General features: G+C 35.6%; 24 protein-coding genes. 15 read left to right on the top strand and 9 right to left on the bottom strand.

What is annotated here, in order from left to right:
- Positions 1–2: 2 nt before the first annotated feature.
- Positions 3–671 (bottom strand): glycosyltransferase family 2 protein, encoded by a 669-nt coding sequence (locus tag KKF19_00590; protein MBU2579458.1) that lies wholly within the window; start codon positions 669–671, stop codon positions 3–5.
- Positions 672–755: 84 nt separating this feature from the next.
- On the opposite strand from KKF19_00590, the gene KKF19_00585 reads away from it, so the two are divergent.
- Genes KKF19_00585 through KKF19_00560 form a run of 6 tightly spaced genes read left to right on the top strand, consistent with a single transcriptional unit; the run spans position 756 to position 8,762 of the window.
- Positions 756–2,777, top strand: coding sequence for a hypothetical protein (locus KKF19_00585; GenBank protein ID MBU2579457.1), 2,022 nt, complete (start codon positions 756–758; stop codon positions 2,775–2,777).
- Between the two features lie 13 nt (positions 2,778–2,790).
- Positions 2,791–4,110 carry an oligosaccharide flippase family protein gene (locus KKF19_00580; GenBank protein MBU2579456.1) on the top strand — a complete coding sequence of 440 codons (1,320 nt, stop codon included), beginning with the start codon at positions 2,791–2,793 and terminating at the stop codon, positions 4,108–4,110.
- Positions 4,094–5,059: a glycosyltransferase family 2 protein gene (locus tag KKF19_00575; protein ID MBU2579455.1), complete on the top strand. Its 966-nt coding sequence runs from the start codon at positions 4,094–4,096 to the stop codon at positions 5,057–5,059. The genes KKF19_00580 and KKF19_00575 overlap by 17 nt, the downstream gene beginning before the upstream one ends.
- Positions 5,049–6,134, top strand: a complete 1,086-nt coding sequence (locus KKF19_00570) for a radical SAM protein (GenBank protein ID MBU2579454.1) — start codon at positions 5,049–5,051, stop codon at positions 6,132–6,134. The genes KKF19_00575 and KKF19_00570 overlap by 11 nt, the downstream gene beginning before the upstream one ends.
- Positions 6,134–7,042: a glycosyltransferase family 2 protein gene (locus tag KKF19_00565; GenBank protein ID MBU2579453.1), complete on the top strand. Its 909-nt coding sequence runs from the start codon at positions 6,134–6,136 to the stop codon at positions 7,040–7,042. Before KKF19_00570 ends, KKF19_00565 begins: the two co-directional genes overlap by 1 nt.
- Before the next feature lies 1 nt (position 7,043).
- On the top strand, positions 7,044–8,762 hold the full coding sequence (locus KKF19_00560; GenBank protein ID MBU2579452.1) for a glycosyltransferase family 39 protein: 1,719 nt from the start codon (positions 7,044–7,046) through the stop codon (positions 8,760–8,762).
- Position 8,763: 1 nt separating this feature from the next.
- Here KKF19_00560 and KKF19_00555 read toward each other — a convergent pair whose 3' ends face one another.
- The 6 genes from KKF19_00555 to KKF19_00530 all read right to left on the bottom strand — a co-directional run bounded on the left by KKF19_00555 (position 8,764) and on the right by KKF19_00530 (position 15,609).
- Complete coding sequence (locus KKF19_00555) at positions 8,764–9,636, bottom strand: class I SAM-dependent methyltransferase (protein MBU2579451.1); 873 nt, start codon at positions 9,634–9,636, stop codon at positions 8,764–8,766.
- Positions 9,630–10,571 carry a flippase-like domain-containing protein gene (locus KKF19_00550; GenBank protein ID MBU2579450.1) on the bottom strand — a complete coding sequence of 314 codons (942 nt, stop codon included), beginning with the start codon at positions 10,569–10,571 and terminating at the stop codon, positions 9,630–9,632. Before KKF19_00550 ends, KKF19_00555 begins: the two co-directional genes overlap by 7 nt.
- On the bottom strand, positions 10,571–11,983 hold the full coding sequence (locus tag KKF19_00545) for a B12-binding domain-containing radical SAM protein (protein MBU2579449.1): 1,413 nt from the start codon (positions 11,981–11,983) through the stop codon (positions 10,571–10,573). Before KKF19_00545 ends, KKF19_00550 begins: the two co-directional genes overlap by 1 nt.
- Before the next feature lie 5 nt (positions 11,984–11,988).
- Positions 11,989–12,855, bottom strand: coding sequence for a glycosyltransferase family 2 protein (locus KKF19_00540; GenBank protein MBU2579448.1), 867 nt, complete (start codon positions 12,853–12,855; stop codon positions 11,989–11,991).
- A 44-nt stretch (positions 12,856–12,899) separates the two neighbouring features.
- Positions 12,900–14,201 carry an ATP-binding protein gene (locus tag KKF19_00535; GenBank protein ID MBU2579447.1) on the bottom strand — a complete coding sequence of 434 codons (1,302 nt, stop codon included), beginning with the start codon at positions 14,199–14,201 and terminating at the stop codon, positions 12,900–12,902.
- Between the two features lie 76 nt (positions 14,202–14,277).
- A complete protein-coding gene (locus KKF19_00530) occupies positions 14,278–15,609 on the bottom strand; it encodes a sugar transferase (protein MBU2579446.1) in 1,332 nt (443 codons plus the stop codon).
- 57 nt (positions 15,610–15,666) lie between these two features.
- On the opposite strand from KKF19_00530, the gene KKF19_00525 reads away from it, so the two are divergent.
- The 5 genes from KKF19_00525 to raiA all read left to right on the top strand — a co-directional run bounded on the left by KKF19_00525 (position 15,667) and on the right by raiA (position 19,264).
- Complete coding sequence (locus tag KKF19_00525) at positions 15,667–17,430, top strand: hypothetical protein (GenBank protein ID MBU2579445.1); 1,764 nt, start codon at positions 15,667–15,669, stop codon at positions 17,428–17,430.
- Between the two features lie 42 nt (positions 17,431–17,472).
- Positions 17,473–18,252 carry an FAD-binding protein gene (locus KKF19_00520; protein ID MBU2579444.1) on the top strand — a complete coding sequence of 260 codons (780 nt, stop codon included), beginning with the start codon at positions 17,473–17,475 and terminating at the stop codon, positions 18,250–18,252.
- Positions 18,253–18,328: 76 nt separating this feature from the next.
- Complete coding sequence (locus tag KKF19_00515) at positions 18,329–18,544, top strand: type II toxin-antitoxin system Phd/YefM family antitoxin (protein ID MBU2579443.1); 216 nt, start codon at positions 18,329–18,331, stop codon at positions 18,542–18,544.
- Between the two features lie 3 nt (positions 18,545–18,547).
- Positions 18,548–18,784, top strand: coding sequence for a type II toxin-antitoxin system RelE/ParE family toxin (locus KKF19_00510; GenBank protein ID MBU2579442.1), 237 nt, complete (start codon positions 18,548–18,550; stop codon positions 18,782–18,784).
- Between the two features lie 60 nt (positions 18,785–18,844).
- On the top strand, positions 18,845–19,264 hold the full coding sequence (gene raiA / locus KKF19_00505; GenBank protein MBU2579441.1) for a ribosome-associated translation inhibitor RaiA: 420 nt from the start codon (positions 18,845–18,847) through the stop codon (positions 19,262–19,264).
- A 68-nt stretch (positions 19,265–19,332) separates the two neighbouring features.
- On the opposite strand, the gene KKF19_00500 is transcribed toward raiA, so the two are convergent.
- Positions 19,333–19,569, bottom strand: a complete 237-nt coding sequence (locus KKF19_00500; GenBank protein MBU2579440.1) for a type II toxin-antitoxin system HicA family toxin — start codon at positions 19,567–19,569, stop codon at positions 19,333–19,335.
- Positions 19,570–19,575: 6 nt separating this feature from the next.
- Positions 19,576–19,821 carry a type II toxin-antitoxin system HicB family antitoxin gene (locus KKF19_00495; protein ID MBU2579439.1) on the bottom strand — a complete coding sequence of 82 codons (246 nt, stop codon included), beginning with the start codon at positions 19,819–19,821 and terminating at the stop codon, positions 19,576–19,578.
- A 97-nt stretch (positions 19,822–19,918) separates the two neighbouring features.
- Here KKF19_00495 and secA point away from each other — a divergent pair, with 97 nt between their 5' ends.
- The 4 genes from secA to KKF19_00475 all read left to right on the top strand — a co-directional run bounded on the left by secA (position 19,919) and on the right by KKF19_00475 (position 24,041).
- Positions 19,919–22,471, top strand: coding sequence for a preprotein translocase subunit SecA (gene secA, locus KKF19_00490; GenBank protein ID MBU2579438.1), 2,553 nt, complete (start codon positions 19,919–19,921; stop codon positions 22,469–22,471).
- 96 nt (positions 22,472–22,567) lie between these two features.
- Entirely contained in the window at positions 22,568–23,353 is a 786-nt protein-coding gene (locus KKF19_00485; protein MBU2579437.1) for a DUF4065 domain-containing protein, read from the top strand.
- Positions 23,343–23,693 carry a hypothetical protein gene (locus KKF19_00480; protein MBU2579436.1) on the top strand — a complete coding sequence of 117 codons (351 nt, stop codon included), beginning with the start codon at positions 23,343–23,345 and terminating at the stop codon, positions 23,691–23,693. The genes KKF19_00485 and KKF19_00480 overlap by 11 nt, the downstream gene beginning before the upstream one ends.
- Before the next feature lie 66 nt (positions 23,694–23,759).
- Entirely contained in the window at positions 23,760–24,041 is a 282-nt protein-coding gene (locus KKF19_00475) for a type II toxin-antitoxin system RelE/ParE family toxin (protein ID MBU2579435.1), read from the top strand.
- The last annotated feature ends 3 nt before the right edge of the window (positions 24,042–24,044 follow it).

Genomic DNA, 24,044 nt, shown 5'->3' with positions numbered 1-24,044 from the left:
AATTATAACTTCCACTTCAAAAGATTAAAAAATATTTTTATCCCGTCAATAATAGTCGCGCCCTTATGAGCGTTTTTGTAAATTGTTTGAATTGGTGTTTGCCCGTATTTTAAATTATTTTTCCCTACATTAATAATCATTTCTGTTTCAGCTCTATAATCACTTGATGTCCATGCGATCTTTGGGTAAATTTCAGACCTGAATGCTTTAAATCCTGATTGAGTATCAGTTATTGACACACATGAAAGGAAGTTTATTGATTTAGTTAAAAATCTGTTTCCTAAAAACCTTACAAAAGGAATTTCTCTATTGATTTTTCTTGACCCAAAAACAATATCTAATTTTTCTTCTTGTAGTTTCTTGACCAAATTTGGTATGTCTGCAGGAGAGTGCTGACCATCGGCGTCTATTAAAACAATTACCTCGGAACCTAATTGAATTGCCGCTTGGCATCCTGTTTTCAGCGCGGCGCCCTTTCCTAAATTGACATTATGTCTTAAGACAACGGCGTTTTGAATGTTTTGGGTTGATTTGCGAGCCAATTCATAAGTGCTATCATTTGATCCGTCGTCAATAACAATAATATTTTCAGTATATTCTCTAACCCCCTCAATAACTTGAGATATGGTTTTCTCTTCATTGCAAGCCGGAATGATTACGAAAGGGTTCATAATTATTAAATTCACTCTTATCCCATTCTATCTGTTTTCTGGCTTTTTGTCCACAATTCAATTAGAATAAGAAGAGATGAAACAATGGATAAAATAAAAAAATATTTCTCGGAAACAATTAAAATTGATCTTATAGATCTAATTGTTGTTTTGTCTTATTATCTTTTTTCTGTTTTGTTGTTTCTAAGTTTGTCGGGCTTATTTAATAAATACTGGATAAGCGCGGTTTTTTTGGTAGCTGTTTTTTTTGTTTTTGTTTTTCACCGCCGGATTGTATTTTCTAAATATTATCTTTATTTTTTTATTTTCGTTCCGTTACTATTTATTGGTTTTTTCTTGTTTAAGGGATATTTTACCGGAGATGCTTTGAATTATTGGTTGCCTTGGGCAAGGGAAATTGTTTTACAAGGTAAAATGCCGGACTTTTTATTGAATATCCCCTCTTTTATAAATTGTCGGATGCCGTTCTTGCCGCTTTTGTTCGCAACAGTTTTTGTTTTTTTGCCGTTTAAAGAAATCTTTGTCTTTGCTGTGCCACTTTTTTTTATGGCGGCAACGGCTCTTTTGTTATATCAATGGGCGCGAGAAAGTGGGATAACTAAAAAATATCTTATTTTTGTTGTTCTGCTTTTTTTGGTTAATCCTGTGACAATAAAATACGGATGGGATCTCATTCAAGAACCGCTAATTATATTTTTCTTTACTGCTTTTTTCTATTATTTAGAAAAGTATCAACAAAGCAATAATTTATTTTATTTCTTTTTAATGCTTTTTAGTTCGGTTTTAGCTATTGCTTCAAAATTTACTGGTTTGTTTTTAGTATTGCCGTTACTTCTAATAATCATTAAAGACAAAGCAATTAGAAAGTATTTCTGGTCTTATTCTGTTTTCATTTTCTTGCCAATTATTTTTTGGCTTGCTAGAAATTATATTATTTACGATAATCCGATGGCGGCCTTTTTTAACGAATTATTTAGAGGGCGGTATTATGAATTGATTAAAGCCGCGAGCGCGTCGTATGCTCTATACACCCCGTCTTCTTTTAATAATATATTTATTAGATTTGGATTTATTGCCAAGGAATTTTTGTTTGTTTTTCCTTTTGTTCTTTTTTCTTTTTATGGATTTTGGAAAAAGAAGAAAATTCAATATATGTTTCTAATTTTGCTATTTTTATTTTTAACAAATTTCTTTTTTCTTGCCCCAGGCGCGATTACTCGTTATTTGTATCCAGTTTTAGGGATTTTAGTAATTTATGGCTTAATTGGCATAGAACATCTTAAATCAAGAGTTCTTTCGTCTTTTTTCTTTTTTTTGGCGCTTTTGGGGATATTAAGAACGGAGGTATATTCATCTAAAAGTTATTTTATCGCTCTTTTCGAAAAATCATTAAACATTTTTTTTGTTTTCAGCCAATTCATCTACGAACACAGGTTGGCTATGGCAATAGTGTTGTCGCTCTTTTTTTATTTTTTATTGTCTAAAAAGAAATATTGTTCATATCTCTTTTTGTTGATATTTTGTTCTTATTTAGTTACTATAAGCACAATTCAAATTAGTTGGCTCAATATTTGGCTGCCTATTTTATTTTTAATTCTTGTTATTCTAACTTGGAGATATTTACAGCGATTTGAAGGGATACTTTTACGAAAGTTAGTTATCGGATATATTGTTATTTTGTTAATTATCAATACTTTTGGGTTGGCTTTAATGTTTTTTATAAATCATAAGCAGTTTGTTTTTCCTAAAATGGAAGCGTATGGCATTTTGCCCGAAGTCGCCAGTCAAATTAAAGAAATAGAGGGTGATAATAAGGATTTTTATATTTATGTGGCTTTCCCCACTTATTTGGCGTGGTACCATAATTACAAGGTAGTTGGTCCGGATAGTCACACTCTTTACCGCGTTACTAATGATTTGCGGCCTTGCAACAGTTTAACGGCTCAAGAAATTTATGATCTTTTCCAAAAAAATGATATTAAATATATCACCGAAAACGCGCATCGTTCTTTTTGGCAAGATTTTTTTAACACAATAAAAGGAAGACCTGATTTATTTGAATTAATTTTTGAAAAAGAAGGATATTTTCTGTGGAAAGTAATTTAATGAAGACCGAAAAATGATTTCTAAATTTAAAGATTTTACTAAAATATCATTTGTCCAAGATGTCGGTATTTTGCAGGTGGGTAAGTTTTTTTCTATTCTTCTGAGCGTATCTACTTCTGTTGTTTTGGCTCGTTTGTTGCGTCCTGAATTATATGGAATTTACGGCTTGATTTTTGCTTTTGTTGGTTTAGTTGGAATTTTTATGAATTGGGGCGGAATGTATGCTGGTTTGACGCTTTTGGCTGGGGTCTATGCTAAAAAGGATAAACAGGAAATTAAGAATGTTCTGACTTATTTTTTAAAAATTACTCTTTTGGCTGTTGGCGCGGTAGGGATACTAAGCGTTTTTTTAGCCCCCTTTTTAACTAATTTGCTTTATCATAATAGTCAGATAGGCCATTGGGCAAGAATGGTTTTATTAGCTACTTTTTTGAGTGTTATTTATAATTTTCTTATAATTGTTTTACAGGTTCTTCGCAGAATTAAAGAGTTAACAATTTTAGAGACCTTTAATAAATTCATTTATAGTTTGTTGCCCATCGTTTTTGTTTTATTGGGCTGGGGTTTGCTTGGAGTGGTTTGGGGTAATTTTATATCTGCTCTTGTTCTTTTTATTTTATCTATCATCTATTATTTTTCGTTAATTAAGAAAGACGAGCTTTTACCAACCTTTAGACAAATATTTTCTAATTTCAAGCAAATAAGATTAAAGAAATATTTTAATTTTGGTTTTTCAATTGCCTTGGATAAGAATATAGGTAATCTTATTTCTATTTTGCCAGTTATATTTTTAGGTATTTTTGCTTCTGTTCAGGAAGTAGGTTATTTTAAAATTGCTTTTGGATATATTGCTATTCCCTCAATGCTTTTGGAGCCAGTTGCTCGTCTTTTGACTGTTCAATTGCCGAAATCTAAGACATATAATTTACAAACTCTAAAAAACCATTTTTACAAAACAGTTTTTTATTCGGGTTTTATCTCTGCTCTGTTGATTATTCCTTTTATTATTTTAGCTCCTTATCTAATTAAATTTTTTTATGGGATGGAGTATATTCACAGTATCCAGATAGTGTATTATTTGGCTGTTTTAATTATTTTTTCCGGTTTTAGCGTCGGTTTGAGCGCTTTTTATAGAACGGTCAATAAAATGAAAATTTCCATTATACTCAATATTTTCCATGTGGCGGTAATGGCTTTGTTGATATTTATTTTAGTGAAAATTTATAGCGCTCTAATGGCCGTGATTTTATCCTTAATTTTTTGTTCTGCTTTCTTTTTGGCGTTACATCTTTTTGTTGTTAGAAATATTTTTAAAAATGAAAAATTATCCTAAAGTATCCATTATTATTGTCACATGGAATGGCATCCGGCATGTCTCTGATTGTCTTGAATCGGTTCTTAAATCAACTTATCCAAATTATGAAATTATCGTGGTTGATAATGGTTCAAAAGATGGAACGCCAGAATTGATTAGTAAAAAATTTCCAGAAGTCAGGTTGATTAAAAAAGAAAAAAACTTAGGTTTTACAGGGGGTAATAATGAAGGAATAAAACAGGCAGAAGGAGAAATTCTTTTTTTATTGAATGATGACACAAAAATTCATTCAAAACTAATTGAGGTTTTGGTTGGGGAGTTAGAAAGTTCGCCGGAGATGGGCATCGTTGGTCCAAAAATATACTTCATGGACAAGCCAAATGAAATTTGGTTTGCTGGCGGGAAAATAGATTGGGCAAAGAGCGATAGTTTCCATTTGGGCAGAGGATTAACAGACAAAGAATTGATAGGCGATTCAAAAAAAGAAGTCGATTTTATTACGGGTTGTTCATTAATGATTAAAAAAGAAGTAGTGGATAAGATTGGATTATTAGATGATGTGTTCTTTGCTTTTTATGAAGATGCTGATTGGTGTCAAAAAGCAAAAAAAGCCGGCTATCAAGTTCTCTATATTCCATTTGGTGGCGTTTGGCACATTAAGTCAGCTACGGCTAGTCATGTTTTTTTAGATGATTTAATGTCGCAGATTGAGAATAAAAAAATAATCGCAAGAATTAAAATTTACCTAAAAATAATTAGACGATATTTGTCTAATGTTAATGGACAAAAATATAGGCATTACAGAAACCGCTTTATCTTTTATATAAGACATGCTAATTTTAAGTATAAGATTACTTTTTTAATTAGATTCGTTTTCATTTTTACTCCTCAATTTTTGTGGACGGTTCTTGTTTGGACGCCGTGGTATATGTTAAAAATAATTAAAAAGCGCATTTATGAATTTTAGACCATTGTTAAGTTTTTATAAAAATAATCCAGATTATATAAAGTTTTTTTTGAGGTCTTTGCCTGGGAGATCCAAACCTTTTTATAGTTTGATTTTTCAAATAACTAATGTTTGCAATTCTCGTTGTGTTACTTGTTTTAATTGGAAAATTTTAAACAAAGACATAGATAAAGAGTTGACCCTAAAAGAGATAGAAAAATTTACTAAAAAATTGGGTGATTTGCATACCGTAACTATCGGGGGCGGCGAGCCATTTTTACGGGATGATTTAGTGGAAATCGTTGGTTGTTTTAATAGAAACAACAATATTAAGATGGTGGCTATTCCGACCAACTGTTTATCGGTTGATAAAATTTTAACCAAAACAGAGGAAATATTAAATAGATTTAAGGGCGGAGTTAAGATTGGATTGTCATTGGATGGCATTGGCAAGGACCATGATAAAATTAGGGGAATTGAAGGTAATTTTGAAAAATTCTTGGAAACCTATAGGGGGCTGTCTAAATTAAAGAAAAAATATTCAAAATTAAGATTAAGAATATGTACGACGGTTTTTAACTTAAACATTGATAAAGTTGTTGATTTAGTAAAATATGTTGAAAACAATCTACCAGAGGCGGATATTTATGGCGGATTAGAGTTATTGAGAGGGGATTATAATCAAAGTAAAGTAAAGGAAGCGGATTTGAACAAATTTGCCCAAGTTGTAGAGATATTAAAAAAAGAAAATAAAAACGAAAATAATTTTTATAAAAGAGTGATTATTCCGATTTATCACAGATTATCTTTGGATATTTTGAGAAAAAAAAAGCAAATTATCTCTTGCCGCATATCCGCTTTTTATCCAGTGGTTGACGCCTTGGGTAATGTTTACCCTTGCGAAAACAGAAAAAAAATTGGCAACTTAAGAGAATTTGATTATGATTTGACTGAAATCTGGCAATCAGAAGAAGCAAAAAGAATGAGAAAATCAATTAGAAAAAAAGAATGTTATTGCGCGCATTCATGCTACCAAATTCCAAATATTTATTTAAGCCCAAAAATGATTTTCAAAATTATTAAAGGTGAATATTAATGAAATTAAGTGTAGTTATCCCAACTTACAATAGAAGAGATACTTTAATTGAAACGCTTAAAGCATTTTCTCGACAATCATACAAAAATTTTGAAATTATTATTGTGGACGATGGAAGCACTGATGGGACAGAGGAGGTTGTTAAAGGGATAAATTTGTCTCTCAAAATAAAATATATTTTCCAACAGAATAAAGGTCCTGCCAGCGCTCGAAATCTTGGCATCAAACAAGCAAAAAACGAAATTATTTTTTTCACAGGAGATGACATAATTCCTTCAGAAAATTTACTTGAGGAACATATTAATATTCACAGAACAGCAAATGAGAATATATCAGTTTTGGGTTATACTAAATGGGCGCCTCAAATCAGAATAACTCCTTTTAGAAAATATATTACCGATTATCATTTCGCTTATCCGTCTATTAACGATGAAAACAATGTTGATTGGGGATATTTTTATACCTCTAATGTTTCTATTCGTAAAAAATTTTTAGAAAAAACAGAATTATTTGACGAAGAATTTCCGTATGCCGCCTACGAAGATTCAGAATTGGGATATAGATTATTTAAAAATGGGATGAGAACAGTTTTTAATAAAAAGGCAGTCGCTTATCACAATCATCCAATTAATTTTAAGAGTTATCAAAAAACAATGTTTAACAAAGGACAATCATCTATTATTCTTGCTCAAAAAATCCCAGCACTTGAATATAAGTCTAAATATAAAGAAACTAAGAATCCGATAAGATTATTTTTTAAAAAACTTATTTTTAGTAAGCCAATAATGTTTTTAACGACCGAAATTATTTGTTTTTTAGATAAGTTGCTTATTCCCTTGCCCAAAATAATTTATGTCAAAATTTTAGATTATTATCGCGTTCAAGGAATAAAGAAAGCGACAAAATAAAATGTCACAAAAAATTTTAAATAGCAAAATTAAACATTTTTTACTTGTTGGCTTATTTTTGGCGGCCGTGTTTGTTTCGGCAGTGGTTGTTTGGCGCGCTCCAGCTTTATTTAAGGGATATACGGCTTACACTGTTTCTCCCAACGCGTTGATTGCCAGAAACCTTTATTTGGTTGATTCTTTTTCAATAGAGAATGATTTGAATGTGTTGCTTTCTTCAAATTTGGTTGAAGAAGAAGGACATCTTTCAAGATTTGGCAACAAACTGACTTCTTTTTCTTACGCTGAAGTTTTTAAATTTACGGGTTTTCCAAGCGAGAGTCGTTTTCTGTTGTTATCTGTTATTATCCATGCTTTAACTTTATTAATATTCACAATAGTTGTTCTTTATTTATTTAATATTAAAACAGCTTTAATTTTTTCTCTAATTTATGTTTTCATACCATTTAATTGGCAATTGCCGTATTATTTCGGTAATTATGAGTTTGCCTTATTCTTTTCATCTTTGTTTTTCTTGTTTTACTTTTTAGGGACAAACGAAAATAAAAATTATTTTTATTTAGTTATTTCGGGAGTGTTTTTGGCTTTAGCTGGATTGTCTAAAGAGACATTTTTATTGATTGTTCCGTTTTTATTCTTTTATTTATTGTTTTACAAAAAAAAATTAGCCCTAACATATATTCTTATTCCTTTTGTAATTATCTTCGCTGTTTTTTGGCTGCCGAGCGCGACAGAAAATACGAATATAAAACTTCTATTTACGGAGACATCGGAAGAAACTAAATCCTCTGATTTTGCTTCATACGGACATCTTTTTCCTGACCCATACACCTATCATTTTAAGTTTGATGAATTTATAGGAAACATTCAAAATCAAATAGAAAATAATGAACTTGATTTATCAAGCGAAGTATACTTTAAAAAAAATATGAGCAATTTGGCTTTTGGCCGCATTAATCCGTTTGACAGATTAATGGTTGGAACAATGATGCTATCAAAACACATATCAAAATTCTTTTCATTAGAAGGTATTGGCGGCGCTTTTGTTTTTCTTCTAATTTTAATTGGTGGAGCCGCGATTAGAAGAAAAAATAAGGATTTGTATTATTTTATTTTCTATTGGATTATTTCCTCCATTCTTATTTTCTCATATGCTGTTTTAGTGAGCAGGTCACATTTAATGGATTTTGGCTGGGCTTTGTCTTTACTAATTACCTTAGGAATATTATCTTTATCCGAAGCTATCGCAAATTATTTTGGATTAAAAGGCAAAAAATTAATTGTTGTCTATGCGGTGATTGTGATGTTGGTTTCGTATAATTTTGTTTTGGTTGGTCATGTTGTTTGGAATAATATTTATGACCATAATACTAACTTAGTAATTAAGTCATACGCTCAAGAGATAGAAAAGATGAATATTTCTGATGAAGATATTATTGCTGTTAATTTAAATCCGTCAGAAATAAATAACTTGAACTATATGACAGATAAGTCCCTTATTTCGTTTCAAGAAAAAACAGTAGAGGATTTATTGGAAGAAAACAAATTGAACGAGGCCTTTGAAAAATTCGGAGTGAAATATATTTTAGGATATAGCGACGAATTAAATAAAAAAATCACTAATTATAGTGATGTTATAAGTATTGCTTCTAATTCAATTGAACCAATAGAAATAGAAGTTTCCGCGAACAAGGGGTGGCTAATGAATTTAGTTAAGTAAATTATTTATTAACTATTCCTTTAACCACCAAGGCATGTCCTTTTTTAGAATAAGAAAATAAAAAATCTTCTAATAACGCGACTCGCGCTATTAGGGGCATAATTGTTTTGTAAAAAGCAAAAAGTTTGCTTTCCGTGACATTAAATATATCAGTTTGACGCTGGTATTTTTTTTGTTTCTTTGAATAAAAAAATTTAGTCAGTTCCGTGAAAAGTTCGGCAAAAAGAAATATAGTATGACGGGACTTTATAACTTCAATACCATTTTTAATTAAAAGTTTTTTAAGGTCGTTCATATAATAGCCATCTCTGAAATGTTTTTCGTCGCCACTTTCTTCTTCGTGCATTAATTTTTTTAATTTTGAATCTGTTCTTGGTCCTTCAAGAGATGGGACCCAAATTAATATTTCTGCTCCGTTTTTCGCGACTCTTCTCATTTCTTTGATGGCTTCTTGGTCATTATTAATATGCTCTAAAACATTAAAACTGATTATTTTGTCGAAAGTATTGTCTTTGAATGGTAGTTTTTCCGCCTTGGTTAAAACATATTTGGCTTGAGTTGTTTTTCGCGCGTAGAGCAGAGAAGTCAGGTCGGTATCTATGCCGACTAAATTATTTGAAAATCGGCTTAAATAATCCAAGGAGTGTCCTATTCCGCAACCGATGTCTAAGATTAAATCATTAGGTTTTGCTTTTAAATAATTCCTTAAATATTTCTTATAAAGCCAAAAATGAAGAGAATATTTAAATGGATTGTCGGATGGCGCTTTTTCAAGAATTTTGTATTCTTTAATCTTTTCTTTCTCAAAAACAAAAACACCATCTATAATTTTATAATCTTTCGAACAAAGTATTTTTGAGAGATTATTTAACATATTTTAGAAAACTGGATAGGTTTAATCAACCAGCAGATAGAGCAGATTAGTCCAGTTGAGACGGCTATTAATAAGGTTAAAAGAGCAAAACTGACAGTTGTTTCCTGACTAATGGAAAAAAACGAAAAAAGCAAAATTAAAATAGCTTCTCGGGTGCCCACCCCCAAAATTGAAATAGGCAAAAGACCGGCTAATCCGACGATGCTTATGGCGACAGACGCGTACAGAAAAGAAATGTTATTAATATGAACGCTTTTAATCAAAAGAAATGTTTGGAAATAATAAATCAACCAAGAAAAACCAGTGATTAAAAAGACAAACAGATAATTATAAACTTTGTAAACCTTTAATCCGTTAATAAAGTCCCGTAAATTGACTCTCCATGAATTTTGATATTTAACGGGAACTATTAAATTAAACATTTTTTTAAGAAGCGTTTTATGGGAGTCAGTCCTTAAAAAGATAATTAATAAAATTAAACCAAAAATTAAAATGAAAGTTAATATAAAAATAAGATTCTTAAAAAGCGAAAAAAATAAAAAAAGACCCAGATAACCGAATATCGCTAAAAAAAGCAAATCAAACACTCGGTCTAAAATAACGCTTACGGCCGATTTTCCCAAAGAGCAATGGTCGTTTTTTAAATAAGCGATTTTGGTAAAGTCGCCTACGCGGCCGGGCGTAATAATTCCTATATACATTCCAGAACCGTACATTAAAAGAGCTTCCTTAAAAGAATAATTAATATTCTGCTTTTTCATTAAATAATTCCAACGATAAACTTTGGTCGTTATTATAGGAAACAACAACAGAAACCCTAAAAAAAGATAAAAATAATTGATATCGCTTAAAACAATAATCAGTTCGCGGAAATCTAATCGGGCGATTATTAAAATAAAAATTATGATGCCGATTAAAAAAGAATATTTTTTCATTATATTTTTAGCATTCCCCAGGCGGCTTTGCTTTTTCTTTTTAATTCCTCAAGGGATGTTAGTTTAAATAATCTTTTGAGAAGGTATTTTGGTCGGAAGTAAAAAGCGCGATACGCTTTTTGGTTGAGCGAGACCAGTTCTTCTTTATTCAGATTTTTTTCCCAAACAGGGGGGAGAAAATCGGCGCGCGGGCGTTCGGCGAATTTTTGCCAGTGGTCATTAGGCCAAATCTTTTGTTCTAGCCCCATGCGATATAAATCGGTGGCGGGGAAGGGGGTGGTAATGGTAATGTGGGTAAAATCAGGATTAATTTTTTTGGCAAATTTAATTGTTTCTAAAATATCTTCTTTTGTCTCGGTCGGCGAGCCAATCATAAAATAGGCGAGGGTTTCAAGTCCGATTTTTCTACTCAACTTGAATGCTTTTTCAACCTGTTCTAAAGTAATTCCTTTTCTTAAAACATTAAGGATTTTTTGGGTGCCCGCTTCTACGCCATAATGAATTCTTTGGCAGCCGCTATCTTTCATTATTTCAAGAAGTTCTTTGTCTACTGTGTCCACTCTAGCGCGGACATCCCAATCTATTTTCAAATTTCTTTTTTGAATTTCTAAACAAATATCTATGACCCTTTGCCGTTTGACGGTAAAAGTGTCGTCGTAGATAAGTATTTCTTTGATGCCCATTTTTTGACATTCTTCCATTTCATCAACCACATTTTTAGCGGAACGGGCTCTGAAAAATTTTCCTAAATGAGGGCGGTCGCAGAAGAGGCACTTGTAAGGGCATCCTCGCGAAGTAAACATGGTTGTGACGGGGCTGACTTTGCTTAGAACAGAAGAATATTTTTGGTAGGGTGTTAAGCGGCGGGCGGGGAAAGGCAGGGAATCTAAATCTTGATTTAATTCAGCTCGTCCGGTATTAACTATTTTATTATTATCCTTAAAAACAACGCCTTTAACTTGCCGTAAATTATTAAGAGAATTTATATTATCCAGCAAGCCCTTTAATGGTTTTTCACCTTCTCCTAAAACCAAATAATCAACACCGGGTTGATTGATTGTTTCTTCGGGATAAATATCAACATGCGGACCGCCTAAGATTGTTTTGATTTCGGGATTTATTTTTTTCGCTATTTTAACGATATTAAGAACATCAATCAAAGTAAAAGTCATCGTGGTTAATCCAATAGCGTCTGGGGCGTTTTCTTTTATTTTTTCTTCTATCTGTTTGTAATTCAATTCTTCCACCTGGCAGTCAAGTATCTCAACCTGGTGTTCGCTGTTTTTTTGCAGATAGGCGGCTAAATATAAAAGCCCCAAAGGGGGATTGTATCCGCGGGCTTCATCAACAGAGCGGGGAAGCATTGTTGGAAGCATATTAAAAGTTGGAGGATTAATTAACAGGATTTTCATGGAGTTTATCTGCGGTTATGAACGATGATTTCAGCCAAGAGGCCGAAGAAAAAGGTTTGGAGGGCGGTTGTCGCGAGAAGAATGGTTGTTGTGTCGTAAAAAATATCTTGGAAATATAAACTATAGAAAGCGATTGATATGGCCGACAACAACAAGAGCATGCTCAACGGTAGAAAAATTCTGATTGGTTTGAAGAAAAGGGAAATTTTCAAAAGTAGACCGATAAATTGTCCGAAACTTTTGAGGGGCTTAAGCGTTGATTTGCCAGTTCTTTTATGATAATCAATCGGGATAAATTTAACCCGATAGTTGTTAGACAAAAAGGCGACCAATGAAGTGGTGGTGAGGGAAAATTGATTTGGATATAAATATAGGAATTTATCAAATGTTTCTTTTCTGTAGATTCTTAAACCGCAATTGATATCGGGGATTTTATGTTGTGTGATATAACTGGCAATCATTCTTAAAACAAATTTTCCGACTCTTTGCAAATACAGCCAGCGCGCGTCAAAGTTTTTCCCGCGGCGTTCTCCAGAAACCAGATCGTAATGGTCAATATGTTCAATCATTCGTGGAATGGCTTCGGTGGGGTAGGTCGCGTCGCCGTCAATAATCAAAATATATTCGCCGGTCGCCGATTTAGCGCCGGTTTTGATTGACGCTCCATAGCCCTGATTTTCGGAATGGCGGATAACAGTAATGTCTTTTATTTGTTCAAGAATGTCGCCGCTTTGGTCTTTTGAGGCGTCGTCAACGGCTATGATTTCATAATCAACAGCAGTCGCGCTCAAAACCAACCGCAGGTCTTGAATCACCTTTTCAACGGTTGTCGCTTCATTGTAAACTGGTATAACGACTGATATTTTTTTCATCTTCCCAATCCTCCCAAAATAATTTTAATCGTTCTTAATTTGTTTTATTCTAACAAGAATTTATAAAGCGGAGTAAATTTTATTGTTTGACCGCCTATTTTTTCCTTGCTGTCTATGTCTTTGTTAATTATTGTTAAATTATTGCAATTCAATTCTTTATCGGCTTTAAGAAGGTTATTTATTTCCCTTTCTTTTGTTCCGATATTATCTAAATTAGACGATACTTGGATTAAATTTATTATTTTGTTTCCCTTTTTAACAACAAAATCAACTTCTTTTTGCCTTTTATCTTGCCAATAGAACAATTCTTCATTAATTTTTAATTCGCTTTTTATTTTATTAAAAACAATATTTTCAAATAATCTCCCGGTGTTTTTAGAAAAAGTTGAAGATAGCGCGTTTATAAAACCGTTGTCAATAAAATATATTTTTTTAGGATATTGAAGGCGGTCTTTGACTGTGTATGAAAAAATAAAAAGATTGTTTAAAAAATAAGAATTTTCTATATATGAGATATATTTCATTACAGTGGTTGGACCTATTTTATGCCCAGCGCTTCTTAGTGTTTTGTATATTTTACTTATAGAATAAATCGTGGAATTCAAAAGAAGCATTAAAAGCGCTTTTAACATTGTTTCGTTTTTTATTTTAAATCGGTCCATTATGTCTTGGCTTATCACCGTTTTATAATATTGCTGCAAAATTTCAAATTTATGTTCCTTGCTTGTTAATACAATTTCGGGCAGTCCTCCATAATAAAGATATTCTTCTAATGCTTTATTGGTTTTTGATTTTTCTTTGTCTAAATAAGGAAGGGACGCAAGGTCTATTTTAATGTTCTTGAAAAGCAAAAATTCCCTAAAAGACAATGGCATAATGGTTTTTTCAATACATCGACCCCTTAATTCAGTGGGAATCTCTTTTGATGATAATTTAGACGAAGAACCAGTTATAAATATTTTTATATTTTCTTGATCATAAATTCGTCTGACCCACTGGCTCCAGTTTGGAATATTTTGTATTTCATCTAAAAATAAGTATTTAGTAGTGTGGTTGTATGTTTCATTGATTGTTGGGATTAATTGTGTTAGAACTTTTATATCGCTTGGAATTCTCTCGTCTTCAAAATTAATATAAACGACTTCCTCTTTATGGTGAGTTTTTAACAATTCTTCAATTAAATCAAAAATTAAATAAGTTTTTCCCACTCTTCTAAATCCGGTTATGGTTATAATTTTAGGCGTTTTTAAATTCAGATATTTTGTTAAATCTGTTTCTCTGCGAATTATTTTTGGAAGTTTATGCTCTCGCCATTCGTATAAGATTGTTTTTATAATATTATCCATAGTATAATAATTACATTTATTATACTGCTTATAGTATAATAAATAAGATTTGGTTGCAAGTATTTAGGGGACAGGATTATCTTCCCAATCCTCCCAAAATAATTTTAATCGTTCTTAAAAGAATGCTTAAATCCAAGACGAGGGAGCGGTGTTTGATGTAGTAGAGTTCGTATTGGAGTTTTTCCATGCTGTCTGCGACGGAGGCGCCGTAGCGAAAGTTGACTTGCGCCCAGCCGGTTAGGCCCGGTTTGACGATGTGGCGGATTTGGTAGTAGGGAATTTCTTTTTCCAATTGCTGGGCGAATTCTATTCTTTCGGGGCGGGGTCCGATAAAACTCATTTGTCCGACAAGGACATTCCACAATTGAGGCAGTTCGTCCAGGCGGGTTTTTCTCATAAACTTGCCGACGCGCGTGATGCGGTGGTCTTGCTGGTCAGCCCACTGGGCGCCGTCTTTTTCCGCTTCTTCAATCATGGAACGAAATTTGATTACTTTGAAAATTTGTCCGTCTTGTCCTGTTCTGATTTGTTTATAAAAAACTGGTCCTTTGCTGTCGATTTTAATCGCTAAGGCGATAAATGGATAAAAAATTAAACTAATCGCGCCAAAGATACAAGCGCCGCTCATATCGCAAACGCGTTTGAACGCTTCGTAGAAATTTTTTCGGCTCTCGGTCAAATTTTCCAAAAACCAAATTTCGCCGATGCCGGAAACAGGCACTTTGCCTAATATTTTTTCGTAAAAAGAAGGCAGGTCGCTGAAACTGATTTTTAAAGGGAGGCATTGATACAAACTTCGGACTAATCGGTTGTTTTTGTGGGGGTCAATCGCCGTGATAATTGTTTTAATATTTTTTTGCGTCGCCATTTCCAGAAGGTCAAAGGGCGTTTGGATGTCTTCGGGTCCGATGTGTTTGATGACTTTGTAGCCCAGTTGGGGATTTTTTTTAATAACCGCGATTGTTTGGTCAATTTCTTTGTTTTTGCCAATGATTAAAACATTGCTTGCGAAGGCGAATGTTCTGACGGAATGATTATATAACTGCCGCCAGCCGGAAAAGAGCAGGGCGAAAACGGCTAAATTTATAAAGAGGTTTGTTTTGGGGGCGATGCCGAAGTATGGGATAAAGTAAAAAAAGGCGATCGCGAGTCCGATGTTAATGAGCATTCCTCGCAAGAGAGTGGAATAGAAATCAATACTGTTTCTGGCTAAAGTTAATTCATAGAGGCCAGCGATATAGAAAATGGTCAGCCAAAGGAGATAAATAATCGTGAATGGCCAAAAGTGCTGTTGCCAGATACGAAAATCAAAACTAATCCCATAGCGAATAAAGAGGGTGAACCAGAGGGATAAGTACAAAACGGCGATGTCGCCTAAGATGAGGGCTAGTCGTTTTATATTTGGCATATTTTTATTCTATCACCTTGGCTTGATAAATCAAGGTGGTTAGAGTAAAATGATTGTATGAAGAAGCGATTTATTTACAATTTTGGTCTGACAATCCTGTTAGCGGGAGGTTTTTTTGTTTTCACTTTGGGAGCGAGCGCGGCGGTTTTGGAGGAACAAGTGAATTTTTATGTTGATTCTGGGTATGACGCGCAAGACCGTTCTCAATTGACGGCTTCGCTTAAGGCGATTGGCGAGAATATTTATTTTTATGTTGATAACTATTATTGGAATAATTTAAGCGGGACGGATAAAAATGGGTTGAGGGAAAAATTAGAAGAATTGGCCGATGAATTTGATAAGGTAATTTATCCAAAAGAAAGAGCGGTTTTTGGTTCGGAATGGAGTCCTGGAATTGATGGCGATAAAAGAATTACGGTTTTGGTGAGTGAATTGACTAATAGCGCTGGTGGTTATGTTAAGATTAACGATGAGTATCCTCGTTCGCAATTTTCTAATTCCAACGAGAGGGAGATGTTTTATATTAACGCGCTTGGTATTTTTAATGTGAAAGCGAAGTCGGTTTTGGCGCATGAATTTCAGCATTTAATTTCGTTTTATCAAAAAACGGTTTTATACGGGATAGAAGAAGAGGTCTGGTTGAATGAGGCGCGTTCGGAATACGCTCCGACAGTTTGCGGATATAATGATAATTACAAAGGCAGTTATCTCGCCGAGCGGGTGGATACATTTTTGGACGAGCCCTCTGACCCGTTGGGCGAGTGGAAAAACAATGTGTCGGATTACGGGGCAGTTGGTCTGTTCTTGCATTATTTGGTTGACCATTACGGGGTGAACGCGATTACTCGGATGACGCTTAATAATGAGGTTGGTATCGCGAGCGTGAGCGCGGCTTTATCTGATTTGGGCTTTTCCGAAACATTTTCGGATATTTTCGCCGATTGGTCAGTTGCTAATTATCTGAACGATTGCGAGATTGGTGAAGGCGATTATTGTTATCTTAATAAGAATTTAACTTATCAGCGGTTGAATGTTGACGAGTCGGCGAGTTATAGCGGGTTCCCAAATTTGATTGTTTCGCGGAGTAGTTCTTCCAAGGATTGGTCGCCGTATTGGTATGAGTTTAAACAGGGAACGGCGCAGGCGACGGATCGCGATACTTTGAAGTTGGAATTTGTTGGTTCGGAATTGCGTGGCGATTTTAGAGCGCCCTATATTGTGACGGACCAAAACGGGGAGTCAACGGTTCAATTTATTTCCCTAAATAATCAAAAAGGAACAGCGTACATTCCTAATTTTAGCAGTTTAGGCAAGTCAGTTGTGATGATTCCTTTCAATCAATACAAGAAGAGCGGTTTTGGCAGTAATGATGTGTCGGTCTCTTTTTCTTTTACTGCTTCAAGCGTAACAGAAAGCGAAGTTCCGGTTATTGAAGAGGAAGAAATTATTGAGCCAATCGTTAATTATCCTGACGGAAGTTTAATTCGGGCGAAGGGCGATTACAAAGTTTATATTATCAACGGCGGATACAAGCGATGGATCCAAAACTCGAAAATTTTTGATTACTATGGGCATTTGAATTGGGAAAGCATCATTGAAGTGAGCCGAGAGGAATTGTCGGGTTATCGAGAGAGTTGGTTAATACGGGCTGACGGAGATAAGAGGGTCTACGAAGTCAACGGCGATGGAACGAAACACTGGCTCAATATGACGGCGGAGCAATTTTCCATCACGGGCCGTCTGTGGGATATGGTTTATATTATCAACACATCCGAAAGAGACCTCTACCAAACAGGCGCGGATGTGATGTATAAGGGGTAGTAGCCGTAATATTCGGCTATCGGATAGCCGAATGGCGCGTTTATGAAAATTCAAGAAAATGTTTCTTTGGCGGGGCAGACTTCGTTTCGAGTTGGCGGGGCGGCGAGGTATTTTTTTGACGCGCGGGATAAGGACGATTTGGTTAGGGCGGTCTTCTTTGCGAAGGAGAAAGGACTGCCTTTTTTTATTTTAGGCGGCGGGAGCAACCTTTTGGTGAGCGACGAGGGGTTTGATGGGACGGTGATATTGGCGAACAATGAACAGCGAAGAGTGAGTAAAAATATAATTAAGAGTGAGGCAGGGGTTAAATTATCCGATTTAGTCAGGTTGTCCGTGGAAAATGGTTTGACGGGGCTGGAATGGGCTGTTGGCATTCCAGGAACAATTGGCGGAGCGGTTAAAGTTAACGCGCATGCTTTTGGTTCGGATATTTCTCAATTAGTTAAAAATATTGAAAAAGAAGACAATATTATTTTTTCGGTTGAATTAGAATTAAAAAAAGGCGACAAAGAAAAAAGCGAAAAATTAATTAGAGAATATTTTATAAAAAGAAAAGAAACGCAGCCGTTGAATTATCCTTCGGCGGGATGCATTTTTAAAAATCCGCCGGGGCGCTTCGCGGGAAAACTGATTGATGATTGCGGGCTGAAAGGAGAGCGAATGGGCGAAGCGGAGATTTCAAAAAAGCACGCTAATTTCATTATCAACCTTGGAGGCGCGCGAGCGAAAGATATCGCGGCGCTCATCGCTTTGGCGAAAACAGAAGTTAAGAAAAAATTCGGTTTGGATTTAAAAGAAGAGATAGAGAGAGTGGGGTTTTGATAATAGATAACACTACCCTTGACGCATAGATTATCTTTTGTTAAACTTTAGTTAATCTTTAAACTTGTTAAAATTTATGGAAAATATTATAAATTTAAAAGAATTGCGTGTGAATATGCCTAAATACGCTAAAAAGGTGGCAAAAGGCGCTTCTTTTATTATTTTCAAAAGGTCAAAACCTTTATTTAGAATTTGCCCAATTGAGAAAAGCGCGAAATGGGAAGAGGTAGTTGATTTTACTAAAATTAAAAAAGGCGGCGTTGATATTGATGATGTAATATCCCGCTTATAAGATATGGATAAAATCGCCAAAGCGCTAAAAAAATTTTCTGCCAAAGAGCGAAAAGCGATTAAGGTAATTTTAGAAAAAATTAAAAAAGGCGATTTTGAGGACTTGAAAATCAAAAAATTAAAAACGCGGCGCGATGTGTATAGAATTAGAAGGGGCGATATTAGAATTATATATAGAGTTCAAGACAGAAAAATAACTCTTTTGACTGTGGAAAGACGATCTGATAATACATACAAATAATAATGCGGTTTGCGTTAATTTATATATCTGTTAAAATGAAGATATAAGCAATATAATTTTATGAAAATAATTATTAAGACAAAAGATGTGGATATTTCTCAAAGTGTTAATCAATACATCGAGGAGAAAATTGGCGGGCTGGAGAAACTTTTGGGGAAATTTGACCCCGAAACAGTGGAAGCGAGAGTAGAGGTCGGGAGAATCAAGAAAGGGCAGAGACAGGGCGAGATTTTCAGGGCGGAAGTAAATTTAAATCTTGGCGGGAAACTTTTGCGGGCGGAGGAAACAGGGCATTCGCTCCACGCGGCGGTTGATTTGGTCAAAGATGAATTAAGGAGAAAAATCAGGCAATACACTCATAAAAAAGAAACAAAAGAAATTCGCGGCGCGAGGTCGTGGAAAAAGTTTTGGCAGTTCAACCCTATGGCAAGGTTCCGTTCCTCCAAAGTTGGGGATGTGGTGGAAGAGGATGAAGATTAGGGGGTGATGATAAACCAAAAAAAACAACCCATAAAGGTTGTTTTTTGATTTAAAAAATAACAGTAATTTTAAATTTTCCTTCTTAACTTTTCATATTCCTCAACGCTTAATTCAATATCTCTTAAAATTTCCTTGAGAATTCCGATGCTTAAATATTCGTTTCCGTGAACTGGGACGGTCGCGGTTTTGTTGGTTGTTGAATTGAAGAAAAAATAATGACTGCCTTTTGTTCTAATATTCTGGAAGCCCAAACATTTTAAGATTTTTACCATTTTTTTCGCTGGCAGTAAATTAAGTTTAGGCATGTATGATTATCTAGAAAATTCTAATTGTTGGACGCCTATAAATTTGTTTTGTTCAATTCTTTGGGAAAAATTTTCTTTTTCAACTTCAACACAAAGACCAACTACTTCATTTAAGCGTTTATATAATTCGGGCAATGTTTTGGCTTGGGTGTAGCAACTTCTTAAAGCGGGAACTTTGCCGATATAATACCCCATTTCGTCTTGTTCAATAACAACTGGGAAATGATAAATTTTTTTCTTAGTTTTCTTCATATAACCCAGTATAACAAATCAAAAATTTGTGTCAAACAAAATTTATAATTGATTTTTGGGGCGATTCGTTTTATAGTGAGGATATAACAATAACTTTATGTCATTTTTTACTAAAATTTTTGGGGATGCTAATGAGAAGAATTTGAGGGATGTTGGGCCGTTAGTTGAGAGGATTAACGAACTTGAAAAGGAGTTTGCTTCTCTTCCCGATGGGGAGTTGAAGGATAAGACGGCGGAATTTAAGGCGCGCTTAGAGAAAGGCGAGTCGTTGGATGATTTGCTTCCCGAGGCGTTTGCTTTGGCGCGCGAGGCGGCAAAAAGAACTCTTGGACAGAGGCATTTTGATGTTCAATTAATTGGCGGGGTTGTTTTGCATCGGGGGCAGATCGCCGAGATGAAAACGGGCGAGGGTAAAACCTTGTCCTCTGTTTTGGCGGCCTACTTAAACGCGCTTACGGGCAAGGGCGTTCATATTGTCACAGTTAACGACTATTTATCCCGAAGAGACGCCAACTGGATGGGTCCGATTTTCCATCTTTTGGGAATTTCCGTTGCCTGTCTTAATCACGAAAAGTCATTTATTTTTGAACCGCAAACAGCGCCTGACGAAAACGAAATTACGGTTGAAATGGAAAACCTTAAGGAGGTCGTCCGCAAAGAGGCGTATTTGGCGGATATTACCTACGGGACGAACAACGAATTCGGTTTTGATTATTTGCGGGATAATATGGCGCCTTCTTTGGAGGCGATGGCTCAACGCGAGCCGTATTTCGCGATTGTTGACGAGATAGACAGCATTTTAATTGATGAAGCGCGAACGCCTCTGATTATTTCCATGCCTGACGCGGAGTCAACGAAAATGTATGAGCAGTTTTGTCGGATTACGCCACAGTTGAAAGAGAACGCCGATTACAATTTGGACGAAAAAATGAAAGCGGTGACTCTGACGGAGGAAGGCACTGACAAGGTGGAAAAAATATTGGGAATGGACAATATTTATGAAGAAGGCGGCATTCGTTATGTTCACCATTTGGAACAGGCGCTTCGGGCGGAGGTTATTTTCAAAAAAGACAGGGATTATGTTGTTAAAGACGGGCAGGTGATTATCGTTGATGAATTCACGGGGCGTTTAATGCCAGGACGAAGATATTCGGACGGTTTACATCAGGCGCTTGAGGCGAAAGAAAATGTCCGCGTTCAACAGGAAAGCCGCACGCTTGCTTCTATTACTTTTCAAAACTATTTTCGGATGTATGAAAAACTTTCGGGAATGACGGGAACGGCTCTGACTTCCGCCGAGGAGTTTGACAAGGTTTACAAATTAAAAGTGGTTGAGGTTCCGACCAACAAGCCGGCGATCCGAGAGGATTTGCCGGATAGCATTTACAAAAACGAGAATGGGAAATTGCGGGCGATTGTTGGGGATATTAAAAAGAGATACCAGGCGGGACAGCCCGTTTTAGTGGGAACGGTTTCTATTGAAAAAAACGAACTGCTTTCGGCTTATTTAGGAAAAGAAGGCATCCCTCACCAAATTCTTAACGCGAAAAACCACGAACAGGAAGCGCGAATTCTTGCTCAAGCGGGGCAGAAGGGGGCGGTGACAGTCGCGACCAATATGGCAGGTCGGGGCGTTGATATTATTTTAGGCGGGCGGGATTTGGAGGAAAGCGAAAAGGAGGCGAAGCATGACGAAGTGGCGGGGCTGGGCGGTCTCCATGTTATCGGGACGGAGAGGCACGAGGCGAGGCGGATTGACGACCAGTTGCGGGGAAGAGCGGGACGGCAGGGCGACCCCGGTTCCAGTCAATTTTTCGTTTCCTTGGAAGACGATTTGATGCGCGTTTTTGGCGGGGACAGGGTTAAGTCAATGATGGAGATGCTGAAAGTGCCTGAAGACCAACCGCTTGAAAACAAGTTGGTTTCCAAAGCGATTGAATCGGCGCAGGGCAGGATTGAGGGATATAATCTTGACGCGCGGAAGCATATTTTGGAATACGATGATGTTATGAATAAGCAGAGGGAGACGATTTACAAAAAACGAAAAGCGGTTTTGAGAGAAAAGAATGTCAGAACGGAAGTGGTGGAAATGATTAAGGATGAAATTAAGAAAATTGCCGCTCGCGAAGAAGTTAGTCAAATCATTGGGAGTATTTTTCAAACAGAGGAATTGCCGCGGGCGTTGGCGGAACTGAAAAGCGAGGGCGAGGTTTCTGATTATTTAATTAAATTAGCCGAGGAGGCGTACAAAAAAAAGGAAGATGATTTGGGCGAAGATAACGCGCGTCGCGTTGAAAAATATGTTCTCTTGCGTTCTCTGGACACGCTTTGGATGGACCACTTGGACAATATGGACCACTTGCGAGACAGCGTCCGCTTGCGCGCTTACGGGCAAAAAGATCCGTTGGTGGAATACAAAAACGAGGGGATTCGTCTTTTTCAAAGATTAATGGCGGCAATCCAATCAACAGTCGTTAATATGATTTACAAGGTCTCTATTTCGCCCAACGCTCCAATAGCGCATCAACCCTTGGGGACAGTCCCCGTTGCGGGGACTGTCCCCAAAACGGCCTCCGCGACAAAAGCAGGCCGAAACGACCCCTGCCCCTGCGGCTCCGGAAAAAAATTCAAAAAATGCTGCGGGCAATAAACAATTCGGCTATCGGATAGCCGAATTATTCTGGTGTTAAGCATTCTTACTTATCCACTTGACAAGAATTCTTTACAGGATATATAATAGAGGTATATGGTTAAGGATTTATTCAAGAAAATTAAACTATTGCGCGAAGAAAATAATTTTTCACAAGGGTATTTGGCGGAAAAATTAAAGATGTCGCGGCCGACTTATACGCAAATAGAAAAAGGCGGGCGGGAGTTGACCGTTTTGGAGGCGCAAAAATTGGCGTCTCTTTTTAGTATGTCTTTGAATGATTTTTTGAGCGAAGGAAAAAAGAAAATAGAAACCGAACTGGCGAAAGAAAAGAAAATAAAAAAAATAGCAAAACCGGAGATGAGAATTATTATGCCGCGCGCGAATGCGCAAAAGTTTAAAGAGGTTTTACTTTATCTTCTTGAAAAAGTCGGCGCTCGTCCGAATATCGGCGAGACAGCGATATATAAGTTGCTTTATTTTATTGATTTTGATTATTACGAAAAGTTTGAAGAGCAGTTGATTGGCGCCAAATATATTAAAAATCATTTTGGTCCGACGCCGATTGAGTTTAAAAAAATAACCGACAGAATGATTGCTAACGGGGAAATTGAAAAAGTAAAAAGCAAGCATTTTCAATACGAACAAAAAAAATATTTGCCGCGATGTTCCGCTGATTTAAAAATTTTGTCCGCCCAAGAAATCCAGCACATTGACAATGTTTTGAATCGTTTGGCGTGGAAAAATGCCAAAGAATTAAGCGAATACTCGCACTCGGACACTCCGTGGAGAGTTCACGAGGCGGGCGAAGAAATTAGTTACGAAACCGTTTTTTATCGCGATGATGACCACTCGGTCAGAAACTATGACGATGAACTTTAAAAATACGGAGGAATTTCAAAAAGATTTTAAGAAATTATCTAAAAAATTCAAGACCACGGATGATGATTTAACCGAATTTAAAAAGGTTTTGAGCGCGGCGCCCTTGGGGATTGGCAAACATTTTAATGTAATTGCGAAAAATGATTTTATTTACATTATTAAAGCAAGATTTTTTTGCAGAAGTTTAAAGAAAAAGGATTTAAGAATTATTTACGCCTATATTGAAAATCATCAAACAATAGAAATGATTGGGATTGAATTTATTGAGATATATTTCAAAGGAAACAAGGAGAACGAGAATCGGGAGAGAATAAAGGAATATTTAAAAAACTTGAAATAAAATAATAGAAGTATAATTCAGCTATTCTATACTTGACACTACTAACGCAACGCGTTAATATGATACATGATTAAAAGTTTTCAATGTAAAGAAACGCGAAAAATATTTGAAAGGAATTATTCGCGCGGTTTTTCTCGTTCAATACAAAGAGTGGCTATGCGTAAACTTTGGATTATAGATGCCGCGATGTTTCTAAACGATTTAAGAATTCCTCCGTCAAATCATCTTGAAAAATTAAGCGGGAAAAGAAAAAAACAACACAGCATTCGCATTAATAAGAAATGGAGAATTTGTTTTGAATGGCGTCAGGGAGACGCGTATAATGTGGAAATAATTGATTATCACTAAATT

It is taken from the genome of Patescibacteria group bacterium (assembly GCA_018830295.1).
GTDB lineage: Bacteria > Patescibacteriota > Minisyncoccia > Portnoybacterales > UBA2143 > JAHJSM01.
Note: the sequence above shows the minus strand (reverse complement) of the source record. Positions and strands in the feature narration are given on the sequence as shown.

Coding starts and splice junctions, on each gene's coding strand:
- KKF19_00590 (MBU2579458.1), bottom strand. CDS start 671: ATGAACCCTTTCGTAATCATTCCGGCTTGCAATGAAGAGAAAACCATA.
- KKF19_00585 (MBU2579457.1), top strand. CDS start 756: ATGGATAAAATAAAAAAATATTTCTCGGAAACAATTAAAATTGATCTT.
- KKF19_00580 (MBU2579456.1), top strand. CDS start 2,791: ATGATTTCTAAATTTAAAGATTTTACTAAAATATCATTTGTCCAAGAT.
- KKF19_00575 (MBU2579455.1), top strand. CDS start 4,094: ATGAAAAATTATCCTAAAGTATCCATTATTATTGTCACATGGAATGGC.
- KKF19_00570 (MBU2579454.1), top strand. CDS start 5,049: ATGAATTTTAGACCATTGTTAAGTTTTTATAAAAATAATCCAGATTAT.
- KKF19_00565 (MBU2579453.1), top strand. CDS start 6,134: ATGAAATTAAGTGTAGTTATCCCAACTTACAATAGAAGAGATACTTTA.
- KKF19_00560 (MBU2579452.1), top strand. CDS start 7,044: ATGTCACAAAAAATTTTAAATAGCAAAATTAAACATTTTTTACTTGTT.
- KKF19_00555 (MBU2579451.1), bottom strand. CDS start 9,636: ATGTTAAATAATCTCTCAAAAATACTTTGTTCGAAAGATTATAAAATT.
- KKF19_00550 (MBU2579450.1), bottom strand. CDS start 10,571: ATGAAAAAATATTCTTTTTTAATCGGCATCATAATTTTTATTTTAATA.
- KKF19_00545 (MBU2579449.1), bottom strand. CDS start 11,983: ATGAAAATCCTGTTAATTAATCCTCCAACTTTTAATATGCTTCCAACA.
- KKF19_00540 (MBU2579448.1), bottom strand. CDS start 12,855: ATGAAAAAAATATCAGTCGTTATACCAGTTTACAATGAAGCGACAACC.
- KKF19_00535 (MBU2579447.1), bottom strand. CDS start 14,201: ATGGATAATATTATAAAAACAATCTTATACGAATGGCGAGAGCATAAA.
- KKF19_00530 (MBU2579446.1), bottom strand. CDS start 15,609: ATGCCAAATATAAAACGACTAGCCCTCATCTTAGGCGACATCGCCGTT.
- KKF19_00525 (MBU2579445.1), top strand. CDS start 15,667: ATGAAGAAGCGATTTATTTACAATTTTGGTCTGACAATCCTGTTAGCG.
- KKF19_00520 (MBU2579444.1), top strand. CDS start 17,473: ATGAAAATTCAAGAAAATGTTTCTTTGGCGGGGCAGACTTCGTTTCGA.
- KKF19_00515 (MBU2579443.1), top strand. CDS start 18,329: ATGGAAAATATTATAAATTTAAAAGAATTGCGTGTGAATATGCCTAAA.
- KKF19_00510 (MBU2579442.1), top strand. CDS start 18,548: ATGGATAAAATCGCCAAAGCGCTAAAAAAATTTTCTGCCAAAGAGCGA.
- raiA (MBU2579441.1), top strand. CDS start 18,845: ATGAAAATAATTATTAAGACAAAAGATGTGGATATTTCTCAAAGTGTT.
- KKF19_00500 (MBU2579440.1), bottom strand. CDS start 19,569: ATGCCTAAACTTAATTTACTGCCAGCGAAAAAAATGGTAAAAATCTTA.
- KKF19_00495 (MBU2579439.1), bottom strand. CDS start 19,821: ATGAAGAAAACTAAGAAAAAAATTTATCATTTCCCAGTTGTTATTGAA.
- secA (MBU2579438.1), top strand. CDS start 19,919: ATGTCATTTTTTACTAAAATTTTTGGGGATGCTAATGAGAAGAATTTG.
- KKF19_00485 (MBU2579437.1), top strand. CDS start 22,568: ATGGTTAAGGATTTATTCAAGAAAATTAAACTATTGCGCGAAGAAAAT.
- KKF19_00480 (MBU2579436.1), top strand. CDS start 23,343: ATGAACTTTAAAAATACGGAGGAATTTCAAAAAGATTTTAAGAAATTA.
- KKF19_00475 (MBU2579435.1), top strand. CDS start 23,760: ATGATTAAAAGTTTTCAATGTAAAGAAACGCGAAAAATATTTGAAAGG.